At 30.3% G+C, this 11879-nt stretch carries 10 protein-coding genes; 1 reads left to right on the plus strand and 9 read right to left on the minus strand.

Annotated elements, in window-relative coordinates; all coding sequences use genetic code 11:
• Nucleotides 1-54 precede the first annotated feature (54 nt).
• Complete coding sequence (locus tag Q0649_RS05170; protein WP_298838346.1) at nucleotides 55-4350, plus strand: Ig-like domain-containing protein; 4296 nt, start codon at nucleotides 55-57, stop codon at nucleotides 4348-4350.
• A 356-nt stretch (nucleotides 4351-4706) separates the two neighbouring features.
• Here Q0649_RS05170 and Q0649_RS05175 read toward each other — a convergent pair whose 3' ends face one another.
• The 9 genes from Q0649_RS05175 to Q0649_RS05215 all read right to left on the minus strand — a co-directional run.
• Nucleotides 4707-5363, minus strand: a complete 657-nt coding sequence (locus tag Q0649_RS05175) for a hypothetical protein (RefSeq protein WP_298838349.1) — start codon at nucleotides 5361-5363, stop codon at nucleotides 4707-4709.
• Nucleotides 5364-5661: 298 nt separating this feature from the next.
• Nucleotides 5662-5952, minus strand: a complete 291-nt coding sequence (locus tag Q0649_RS05180; RefSeq protein WP_298838352.1) for a WXG100 family type VII secretion target — start codon at nucleotides 5950-5952, stop codon at nucleotides 5662-5664.
• Nucleotides 5953-6439: 487 nt separating this feature from the next.
• Entirely contained in the window at nucleotides 6440-6739 is a 300-nt protein-coding gene (locus Q0649_RS05185) for a WXG100 family type VII secretion target (RefSeq protein ID WP_298838355.1), read from the minus strand.
• Between the two features lie 15 nt (nucleotides 6740-6754).
• A complete protein-coding gene (locus tag Q0649_RS05190; protein ID WP_298838358.1) occupies nucleotides 6755-8062 on the minus strand; it encodes a lipopolysaccharide assembly protein LapB in 1308 nt (435 codons plus the stop codon).
• 38 nt (nucleotides 8063-8100) lie between these two features.
• Nucleotides 8101-8883, minus strand: coding sequence for a hypothetical protein (locus Q0649_RS05195; RefSeq protein ID WP_298838361.1), 783 nt, complete (start codon nucleotides 8881-8883; stop codon nucleotides 8101-8103).
• Nucleotides 8884-8923: 40 nt separating this feature from the next.
• Complete coding sequence (locus tag Q0649_RS05200) at nucleotides 8924-10105, minus strand: hypothetical protein (RefSeq protein WP_298838364.1); 1182 nt, start codon at nucleotides 10103-10105, stop codon at nucleotides 8924-8926.
• 46 nt (nucleotides 10106-10151) lie between these two features.
• On the minus strand, nucleotides 10152-10559 hold the full coding sequence (locus Q0649_RS05205; RefSeq protein ID WP_298838366.1) for a hypothetical protein: 408 nt from the start codon (nucleotides 10557-10559) through the stop codon (nucleotides 10152-10154).
• 89 nt (nucleotides 10560-10648) lie between these two features.
• Nucleotides 10649-11089 (minus strand): WXG100 family type VII secretion target, encoded by a 441-nt coding sequence (locus Q0649_RS05210; RefSeq protein WP_298838369.1) that lies wholly within the window; start codon nucleotides 11087-11089, stop codon nucleotides 10649-10651.
• Nucleotides 11090-11100: 11 nt separating this feature from the next.
• Nucleotides 11101-11879, minus strand: a 779-nt coding sequence (locus Q0649_RS05215) for a hypothetical protein (protein WP_298838371.1), incomplete at its 5' end; no start/stop codon positions are given.

Below are 11879 nucleotides of genomic sequence, written 5' to 3' on the forward strand. Positions count from 1 at the left end.
AATTTACTGTAAAATTATATTATAATTGTATAATAATCAAGGGGGAGATATTTCTTGAATCGTAAGAAATTAGCAACACTTATTGCAATATGCTTTACAGTTTCAACTGGAATTGTTCCAGTAAATGCAACTCCGATAACACAACCGGTTAACTTGCAAGACCAAATACCTCAGAAAAATAATTTACCATCAGATAACGGCGAAGATAAAACTTTACCTACCTTACCTCTGGTAAACATCATTTCAAGTAGTAATTCTTCAACTGCGAAAGTTGGAGACACAATTACCTTAAAATTCACAAGTAGCGAAAGTCTTTCTAAAAAACCAACTGTAACAATTTTGGGCAATACACTTGATGTAAATTCAATTGGTAATAATGAATTTACTGCAACCTATAAACTAGACCATAAAGATCAAGAAGGTCTAATTACATTTAACATTAGTGATGTAGTAGATCTTGCTTCAAACTCTATGGAAACAAATGTTTCTAAATTAAGTTCTGGTGATTCCATTAATTTTATAAATCCAATATTATCTGAAGTTACGTTATCTTCTAATAATAAAAATAAAGATTATGCAAAACCTGGTGATATTATCACTTTAAATTTTTCCAGTTTTTGTCCTCTTACTAAAGTTCCCGTAGTAAAAATTGATGGTGTTTCCGCTATTACTACAGCACTTACTCCGACCACCTACAACGCTACCTACACATTAACAGATGCTAATAGTAAAGGTGATGTAAGTTTTGTAATTGAGCAATTATCAATTATAGTTGATGTAGTTTCTCTCCAAAAGGAGACTTCTATTACTTATGGAAGTGGTGTTACTTTCTTTAAATCGATTCCAACCGTTAGTAATGTTGGTATAGACTCAAGTGGCTCTAAACAATCAGCTAAAAATGGCTCAACCATTCATTTAAACTTTACAACTGATATGCCACTTGATTTACGAAATCCTTCAACACTAATATCAATATTTGGTGAAACAGTTAAGCCTCAACTTAGTAGCTCTGCGAATTCTACATATACTTATACATCTGATTATATTTTAAAAGACAGTGATCCAGAAAATATAATCTTTAATATTTCAAACTTGGCTGATTTCGCTGGAAATATTAATCCATCAACCATAAAGTCTGTAACTGATGATAAAACCATTAAACATGATAAAATATCACCAGCTATTAGTAATGTTACTTTCAAATCAAATAATACATTATCTGATCTTGCCAAACCAGATAATGAAGTAACTTTAGAATTTGATACAGATGGGACTGAATCTAAAACTACAACCGTAAATATAGATGGACATAGTGTTCTAGCTGTTAAGGATCCTAATTCTAACCACTATAAAGCTAAATATATCCTCGATAATACGACTAAAGATGGTCAAATAAAATATGACTTTGATGGAATAATGGATGAAGCTGGCAATATAGGTATTCCATCAGTTCCAGGTAAAGATATTGTAACTTTTGACAAAACTGTGCCTACCTTTAGTGATATAAATTTAAAATTAAGCAATGGTAATAGCCTGCTTTCTAACTATGCCAATGTCTCAGATACTGTTAAATTAACCTTTACCAGTAGTGAAAAACTTAAAGATAATCAATTTATCAAAATAAATGGTCATGATTGCAACGTTATCTTAATTTCTGGGGACATATACTCTGCAAGTTATAAATTAGCTGAAAACGACGATGATGCACCCATAAACTTTAATATTTCTTCTTTATTGGATTATGCAGGAAACAAGTCCATAGACTATACTTCCACAACTGATGATTCTTCTATTATTTTTGATAGGACTGCACCCCTAATTACTTTCTCTGGGGTAGCTAATAACGGTTATACAAATATTTCTTCGCCTAAAATAAAAATAACTGATTCTTATCTTGATACTAGTAAAACTCATTTTGAACTAAAAAGAGATGGTATTACATTAGATAATATTACACCAATTACTAATCCTGATGGATCATATTCCTTTCAGGCTTTAGCAGAGGGTTCTTATAATCTTACAATTACAGCTGAAGACTATGCATCTAACATTACAAGCCCTCAAAATCTTTCCTTTACTATTGACAGGAGCTCACCTGAAATTGAAATAATGGGTGTAACTGATAAAGAATATACTAATAATGAGTCCATTACGCCTATAGTTAAAATTACCGATGATAGCCTTGCTAGCGGCTATCCAACTTTTAAACTTACTAAAGATGGAAAGCAAATAAAAACAAATGCTAATTTTAATATTATAAACAATACTTTTTCATTTCCTACATCTGAAGGTGGTGAATATGAACTTACGATTATTGCTAAAGACGAAGCGGGAACCGCAGAATCTATAAAATCTATAAGTTATACAATTGATCGGACTGCTCCCAATATTACTTTTTCTGGGATAGCTAATAATAGTTATACAAATATTTCTACACCTAAAATAGAAATAACTGATTCTTATCTTGATGATAGTAAAACTCATTTTAAACTAACAAGAGATGGTATTCAAATAAATAATATCACACCAAGTGCTAATCCTGATGGCTTATATTCCTATCCGGCTTTAGCAGCGGGCACTTATAATCTTACAGTTACGGCTGAAGACTATGCATCTAATATTACAACCCCTCAAAACCTCTCCTTTACTATTGATAGGAGCTCACCTGAAATTGAAATAATGGGTGTAACTAATAAAGAATATACTAATAATCACACTATTACACCTATAGTTAAGATTACTGATGATAGCCTTGCTAGCGGGTATCCCATATTTAAGCTTACTAAGAATGGGAAACAAATACAAGCAAATGCTAATTTCAATATTATAAACAATACTTTTTCCTTTCCTACATCTGATAATGGCGACTATGAACTTACGATTATAGCTAAGGACGAAGCAGGAAACCCAGAATCAGTAAAATCTATAAGTTATACAATTGATCAAACTGCTCCCACTATTAGTATCAGTGGAGTTCTTGATAATGAATTTAACAATAATGCTTCTACTAGTGGCATAGTTACTTTTTATGATAAAAATCTTGATCCATCTTCTAGTAGGATCACTATAAATGGTAGTGATGTAAGCAGTGGCATTAAAAGAAATGCAAATGGCTCATATTCATACAACTTCAGCAAAACAGAAGAGGGCAAATACATAATTAAGACCTCTACATATGATCTTGCTAAAAATGTTACTACAAAAGATTTGACCTTTAATATTGATCGCACTCTGCCAGTACTAGTTTTTAATGAAAATGCTCCTTATGTTAACACAATTTTTAAACCACAGATAACTAAGGGTTCACCTGAAGATACTATTTTTGAAGTGTTAATAAACGGTGTTTCAGTTAATCCTAATAATTTGCCAGTATTAACGAAAAATCAAAAATATGTAATAGAAGCAATTTCAATAGATGAAGCTGGAAATATTTCAAAACCAACAACTTCGACATTTATATTAGATACAATTAGACCAAAAATTAATGTATCAGGTTTAATTCAAAGTTTCTTTTACGCAACTGACGTAGATCCTAATATAACCTTTTCGGACGCCAATTTACTTAGTTCCTCAATGACATTAAACGGTGTAAGTTATTCTAATGGCAAAATAACTAAAGATGGAGTTTATGATTTAAAATTATCGTCAAGCGACAAAGCTGAAAATAGTAATGAGCAATTAATTCACTTTGTAATTGATAAGAGTAGTCCTTCAATTGAGTTTAGAACTCCATTGAATAATAAAACTTTTAATACAATGATAAAGCCATACTTAATTACACATTCTAAATATGGACTTGATTCAATTTCAATGACTTTAGATGGTGAAGTATATCATGGTGAAGATATAACCATCGAAGGAAAACACACAATTATAGTAACTGCTAAAAATAAATCTGGAAAAGAAACTAAAAAATCATTTACATTTTTCATTAAAACTACACCACCTATTATACGAATTACAAATGTTCAGGAAGGTAAATCCTATAAAGCAGGAATTATTCCTGAAATTTATCAAGAGGAAGCTGTAAAATATCAAATGACATTGAATGGTAAACCATATATCTATGGGCTCGCTATTAATGATGCTGGTCATTATACCTTAGTGATTAAAGCTACAGATACAGCTGACAATGTAGCAACCAAAACAATCCACTTTACAATTGAGAATAAGACACTTGTAAGTGCTATTAAATCTATTAAAGCTCCAAAACTTACTAGTAATCCTCGTAGTATACTTCCTTTTATAGGAACTTTATTGGTACTATGTCTTGGTGGAGTAATTATCTTTATAAAATCTAAATCAAGAAAAAATAAAAGACTAAAAAAAGAAGAAGAAACGACTGAATAATTATAGACTAGTATCTAACTCTATAATAAGTTGTAATATAAATAAATCCCCTTTGCTAGATTAGCAAAGGGGATTTATTTTTTATGTATTATACAAATAATATACAACTAAAAATAGGGTTAACGGATAATATTTATTTACTAACCCTATTTTTCTAATCCACTCGAGTTGACCATTTCTTTTATTTTTACGAAGAAAAAGCACTAAATTTATATCGCTATAAACTTCAGTAGTTCACTCCCATTAATTTTTTCTATGTATTTTTTAGCTAATATGTTATCCACATGAGTTTGCGCAAACTATTTCAATTTAATAAAAAAGTACCAGTTTAATTCCAAGTCCTATTGTTTATAACCTTAGTTTGGCATATACATTATTTTAAATCCACTAATAACATTATTTGTTACATCTATCCTTACATATATCATTGATTCTAAATTATACTGCACTGATTTAAGCGTTGCATCATCCTTATTTACCTTATCAACTGTAGGCTTTCCGTATGCCTTTATTACATCTGAATATGAACTTCCTATCTTAATTCCATTAGGAAGCGCTACTTCCATTGTCTTTAGTCTTGAAAATTTATAAACTGATATTCCTGCTATTTTACAGTCAGCTAGTTTCTTGCTTGTAGTCGAGTCATTAACAGGTGTCGCTGATATAGGCACATATCCCTCTTTATTATAACTTACTGATAAACCATACTGATTAGGCTTTAATTCACCAGTTACTTCATCTGCCTTCCAATCTTTAATCATTGAAGTATCTGTAGGAAAACTATATTTTTTACCGTTGTATGTAACCCAAAAATCATCAGCTACTTTAAATGAATGAACAGCTGCATTAGTTGTTTTTGTATCTACTGTTTTTGTATTTTCTGTTTTTGGGACACTCTGTTTCACTTTATCATTATTCGTTACCTTCTCCGATACATTGGTTCCTCCACCACATGCTGATAAAACTAAAGTTAAGGTGCATGCAAGTGACATAATAAGTATTCCTTTTCTCATTTATTTATTCCCCCTTATTTATTTTTTCTGTTTTTATTATGTTAAAATATTTTATTGTTTTGTCATAAATCTGTCCTATCTTTTTTCTTTTGTTATCTATTGTTTAACTATATATTGTTGTTAATTCCATAACTATGTATAAAAAGGAGCTGCTCTATCCAATGATTCTATTAATCATTTTAAGACAGCCCCTTTTTCTTTATGTTAGTGTTTTTAAGTAGCTTTTTTAATAACAAGCTCTTTTTTTATATACTTTCTACAACTTACTTATTAAACCATTATCATGGTTATTGTGATATTATCCTTTAAGTTGGCTAGCTAAAGATGCATCTGTTTCTTCTATAGTCTGAGCAACTCCATTTAATTGTCCAGTTACGTCACTGCAAACTTTTGGGAATTGTTCTAATACTTTACTCATGTCTAAAAAAGCTTGCAAAAATGAACTTTGTGCTGCACCTTCCCATGAACTTTCAAGACGGTTAACTTCACCTCTTAATGTTGTAATTATGTCTGTTACCTCTCCAGCCTTTTGTGTAAATTTACTTGCAGATGCTCTAAGTTCCTCTGGTGTAATCATAATTCTTGACATATAAATACCTCCTAAAAATTTTTTATTTATATAAACGCTATTTTAGCGACTATAATGAATTAATAAATTATAAATCTGATCCTAAGTTTGGTATATCTTATTAAGAATATTGCAATAAGTCTTTGCTTCTGTTAAACACTCTTGTAAATTTGCAAAATATTCTTATGAATGTCTATCTTTGCTCTCCAAGTCGCTTAATTTATTTCAATTAAAGTCCAGATCCTGGTCCATGTTCTATAGTTAAATCAAAATATACTATAATTAAGAAAATAATTATCCATGGTAGTAACTTTAGAAACTTTAGAAACTTTTTTCTCATGTATTCACGGCCTTTCTTTATGCTTTTTACATTTCGAACGATCTGCCTTCAAATAGCATATCCGATTTGATTTTTTTCTTAAATATTAATTATATAAAGTAGGCTTTTCAAAATTTAATTTTTTCTATTATATAAATAATATTTTAACGACTATATTAAATCAATAAGTTACAAATCTGATCCTAAGTTTGGAATATCTTGATATAGGTCATAATAATTTGTCTTTGCTTCTGTTAAGCATTCTTGTAAATTTGCAAAAATTCTCATATGCATTTCCATATTTGTGCTCCAATCATCGTTGTATTTTTTAAAATACTTGGTGCTTGCACCTGAAACCCAACCCGATCCCCTTAAATTTTCCATTATACTATCTAAATTTTTTTTCATTTTCTTAAATTCTTCAAACGATTTATTATAATCAAGAATAGTTTGCTCTAGCTGATTTAAGTCAATCGTAAGTTTAGCCATAAAAAATCACCACCTCTATTTAGAACCATGGTTTACTAACATACCAAGTACCTTACTTTTTGAAGCTGCTATGCTTCTATCTGCCTCAGCTTTATCAATTTCATTTAACTCTTGATAAATTTCTGCTCTTATTAAATAAGCTTCTCCCAAATTTTCATCTATTGCAATTAAATAATTTACCATTTCAAGCGCCTTATCATAATTTTTTAATTCTTTGTAACACAATGCTCTATAAATAATTAAATCCAACATTCCTGGATTTGAAGAACTAGCGAATCTGAAAGTCTCCAATGCTTCTTTATATGCTTGTTGTGCCTCAGATGTTTTACCTAATTTACTTAAACATAATGAATTATAATAAATAGCAGCAAAATAGTATGAGTTTTCTTCACCATTGGCCATTATTTCCTTACAGCAAGCTAATGCCTTATCGATTTTATTAGTGCCAATATAAATGTTTATAAGATAAAACCTGGTTTCATCATCGAATATTTCTTCAGCTTTCTTAATATCTTCAAACAAACTAACAGCTTCATCTATTCTTTCTTTTGCTACCAGAATTTTTGCTTTCTCTAATGCTATATTTCTTTCCTTTGAATCACCATAATTTACTTTAATTAGGTCTAATGCTTCGTCATACTTTTCCTGACCCTCAAGCAGAAGAATTCTATCAAATACAAATCCATCATCATCTGGGAATAATGCTTGTGCTTTTATCAGAGTTTTTTCTGCCTCTAAATAATTACCTAACTGAATATTAAGCAATATTTTGTAATGATGTCCCTCGAAAATATCAGGATTATACTCAATCATGTTATCAAGTGTTTGTAGAGCTTCATCATATTTATTGTCGTTAATATATATCAGAGCCTTTTGCAACTTTGCATCTGCTCTAAACTTATCTCTTAGAATTGCTTTACTATAATTTTTAATTGCTTCTTCTTTATTCCCAGCTTCTTCTGCTACCCTTGCTAAATTTACGTACAGCTGTGCATCATCATATCCATTATTTACAGCCTTAACATAATATTCTCTACCCATATCATTGTTACCTTGTAAAAATTCAACATTACCAAGATGAAAATATGTAATTCCATTTTTCTTATCTATTAAAAGTACCTTATTAAAGGACTCCTTTGCCTTGTCATACATATCAAGCATCAGATAAGCTTCTCCAAGATTATAATATGTATCTATAAACATTTGGTCTTCATTCTCAGCTTTTTTGTACATTTCTATAGCTTTATCATATTTTTCAAGTGAAAATAATACTTTTCCTTGTTGATTATACTCCTCAGCAGGCATTATACTTACATTTCCCATTTATCTTCTCCTCACAACTACATATTTATTTCTAAATCTTATTTGCATTTTTTTTTATTGTTTTCAATTTTTGTAGAAATAAATGAAATTACCTCATCCATATTCTTATAGTAATTAGGTATTTTCAATTCATTTTCGGTCCTAAAGTATTCAACCTTATTGGACCCCTCGGTACATTTTTTTACGTCAATGTTACCATATATGACTAATTTTTTTGAATTTGCTTCTGCATATGAAACCTTATCTATGTAGTAAATTCTCCTCTCAACACCAGTAAAAATATAAGCAGATTGCGCCTTATTATACGTACAAATATTATCTTTAATTTCAATAAAATTTGTTTTGTACTTAGCTTTTTTTGCATTGTAAGTAAAAAGATATGGTATAATAAGAAATACAACTAATATAGTTCCAATAGCCTCCAATGTTACACCAATTGATGTATTACTTTTAGTAGTTACAAGTCTCAACAGTAGAAGTATTGTCGGTATAGGAATAATATATAGCATATATTTATTGTTTTTATGGAATTTATCACTATCAAATTCATACCTTACCATTCCAAGTTTCTGTTGATATTTTTTTCCATCATGACTGCTAATTAAATCCTTTATTTTCTCCATGGTCTCATCTAAATTAATTTTATTATTCCAAAACTCAGTAAGCACAAGTTCCAATTGTTCAATTACAAAACCATCATATTTATAGTCAATACCTTCAACTACACACCCAATTATATTATCTAGATAATCTTCATATCCAGTGTCTCCTTTATTAGATAGTTGTTTTTTTATTTCGTGAAGTATTTCAGATATTTTCATAGTAGCCTCCTTATATCGTATTACTTTACATTTAATTTTATTAATATGAAAACTCTAATTGCTCCGGCCCAATTATTGGCTCCAGCAATCTATTAGCAATTTTCTTTCCTGCATTATACTTAGGATATAAAGTATAATTTTTTAGTTGTTTATAGTATCTAACTGGTTTTAAGACCGTATTAATAACTTTTCTTGTTTGGAAATAATGTTGCGTGTTATTCTTCAATATACTCTGAATTGGTTTTAATATTCGCGTTGTATTCTTTCTTGTAAATTTGCTGTTTACAGAAGTATAGGATTTTTGGACAAAGTGTTTGATCCCCGCAATTCGGCCATTGTTTTTAGCATATTTCGTAGCTAAATTGACATTTTTAAGTTCAGTTCTAAATGATTTTACTAAACTACGCATTCCATAAACAAAATCAGCAGCGCTTGCAGCTACATATACACCTTTAAGACCCGTTTCAAAAAAATGATTGTTAATATTTAATCTCTGATCAATTGCTTTACCACCAGATGCAAACATTTCAAAACCACCTTTTCCAGATAGTCTTTCTGCTTCTAATCTATTACTTCCTTTTTGAGAAGCTTTTATATCATAATGCACTGAAGCAACCGTATCTATTGCTAACAAAGCTAGCGATAATATACCAAAAAAGAACATTGCACCAGTTCCTAATGTAAATATTGTAACTGCCGCCGCTACTACTGCCAACGCAACGGTTCCTACAGCTTTTATTATATATTTGCCACCACTATTATACCAATCCTTAATTCCATCTTTAACTCCTCTTACGCCCTTTTGGCTCAATCCATTTCCGCCTAATATAGCCGCTGATAATATAGAAATTCCACCATTCTTTACTTTGTCCAACCAAACCGCAGTATTACTAATATTAATGCCATATTTTCCTTCAAATTTTTCTGTTATTGAAGTTATACGGCTAGCAACTCGCTTATCCGACAGTTTAGCCTTCTCAGAAAATTCACTCATTTTTGTACCAAATAATTTAAGTTTATCAATTTTAGATTGATATTGTATATTCTTTTTATTTATACAATCATTAGCATATCGAAGGTTGTTACGCGATGTAGGTATTAATTTAAGTTCATTAACTGTACATACAAAATTTTCTTTTTTACTTTCAAATGCATCTGCTAATCTAGTAGCAACTGTAGTAATATCACTAATTGCTCCATAATCAATAACCATTACACTCATTATATCCCTCCCTATATTTGCAAATATTACACCTATTACTTGATTGTTAAAATCTAGCTTTTAAAGCCTTTACGGTTGCATCAGCAGTTGCCTTTAAAGCATCTACCACTTGTCCAGTTCCTTCTCCAACATTTTTTTCTATCTGAGCAATTTCTCTTTGAACATTAGCTTCAGCTTTAGCGATACTAGCTTTTATGGACGCTATCCTAGCAGCTTCCTCTTGTTCAATTTCCCTTTGGACAGCTTCAATCTCATTTTGAATATTATTCTGAGCACTTAAGATATTACTATCACTCTCAAGTGATCCTTCCTTTAAGTTAGCTATTTTTTCAATTGTATTTCCTAAGTTATCACTTTTAACATTACTTTTAAAACATTCGTGTAACCTGTTCGTTTCACCATTACTATTTTCGATCAAAAAACAATCATTTACCAAAGACCTTTTATACCTCATTAAATCGCTTTTAATTTGGTTCTTATCTATAATACTCTCCTCCTACTATTAACATTAAACTGCTAACTTTAAAATGCATCTCCGCCACCCTAATGCAGATTATTGTTGCCACTATTAAACTGATTATTGCCGCTCTCCATAAATGGATTAGTACTACTGCCATTAAAATGATTATTGTTACCTCCTAAAATAGGAGGAGTATATGGTTTTTTAGGAGCTCCTGCAGATGCCTTAAATTGAGCAGTTAGCTGTGCATCCCAATCCAAATAACCTTGCAAGCAATCTTCTAGTTCATTCTTTATTGTATATAGATTATCTTCTTCATCCTTTAGCTTAGTTTTAAGTTCAGTGTACTGCGTTTCAAAAGAATCCTTGCCTTCACCTTTCCAATCAAATAATAATTTTTCAGTTGAATCAAATACTCTTTCTCTAGCAGATCTGTAAGTTGTTACAGCATTTCCAAACCTACTAATAGCTTCCTTAAAGTTTTTTGTATCTATTTTTGTTACACTACCTGTACCAGATGCCATTTATTAACCTCCTACTCGTTAAGTATTGTTTTGATTTTTTCAATTTCGCCTCCAAAACATAAATATCCATCACCTAGTTTTATTGGCTTGCTAAATTCTCTCTCTTGTTTTAATGATATATCTATAAACTTTAGATTAGCTATATCATCAAATAAGATTACCTTCTTATTTTCTTTTATTTGTTTTACAATTTCCGGTGTACCATATACTACTGCTGCGTTATCAAGATTTGTAAATATAACGGCAATTTTTAAGTTCTTTAACTGTTTTGTAATTTTTGAAAACTTGTCATAAAGCTCTTTATCTTTCACTGTTTCCTCAATAAAGCTAGAATTCTCTATAACTAGCAGAATTAATGGATATTCTTTAAGAAGTTCACTCTCAGATTTTGTACCTCTTCGCTCTATTAAATCACTTTGTCTATTTTCGAGTTTTTCTATAATGTTATCAATCATACCTGCTATGTCTGCAGTGTCAATTGTATATTGTTTAACGTAACCAAAGTCCTTAACACTCTCAAGTTGACGCTTCATGCTATCGAAAACATATGCTTCTGTCAAATTATTGAAAATGGTTTTATTTATAGTTGTCATAATGTGTTTAATAAAGTTTGTTTTACCACTCTTTTCTCTTCCCATAATAGCAAGCATCCCTATTGTTAATAAGTTTATGTGATTAAATGTTACTGTTGAATAATCAATACCAATAGGAATTTCGTATGGGCTGGCAAATTGAACTCTATTATTTGCAAATACCTCACTACCCTTAAGTATTTCTGGTACCTCAGGAA

It is taken from the genome of uncultured Clostridium sp. (assembly GCF_937920395.1).
Taxonomy (GTDB): domain Bacteria; phylum Bacillota; class Clostridia; order Clostridiales; family Clostridiaceae; genus Clostridium_AD.

Coding starts and splice junctions, on each gene's coding strand:
- Q0649_RS05195 (WP_298838361.1), bottom strand. CDS start 8,883: ATGAAAATATCTGAAATACTTCACGAAATAAAAAAACAACTATCTAAT.
- Q0649_RS05175 (WP_298838349.1), bottom strand. CDS start 5,363: ATGAGAAAAGGAATACTTATTATGTCACTTGCATGCACCTTAACTTTA.
- Q0649_RS05200 (WP_298838364.1), bottom strand. CDS start 10,105: ATGAGTGTAATGGTTATTGATTATGGAGCAATTAGTGATATTACTACA.
- Q0649_RS05205 (WP_298838366.1), bottom strand. CDS start 10,559: ATGAGGTATAAAAGGTCTTTGGTAAATGATTGTTTTTTGATCGAAAAT.
- Q0649_RS05210 (WP_298838369.1), bottom strand. CDS start 11,089: ATGGCATCTGGTACAGGTAGTGTAACAAAAATAGATACAAAAAACTTT.
- Q0649_RS05190 (WP_298838358.1), bottom strand. CDS start 8,062: ATGGGAAATGTAAGTATAATGCCTGCTGAGGAGTATAATCAACAAGGA.
- Q0649_RS05185 (WP_298838355.1), bottom strand. CDS start 6,739: ATGGCTAAACTTACGATTGACTTAAATCAGCTAGAGCAAACTATTCTT.
- Q0649_RS05180 (WP_298838352.1), bottom strand. CDS start 5,952: ATGTCAAGAATTATGATTACACCAGAGGAACTTAGAGCATCTGCAAGT.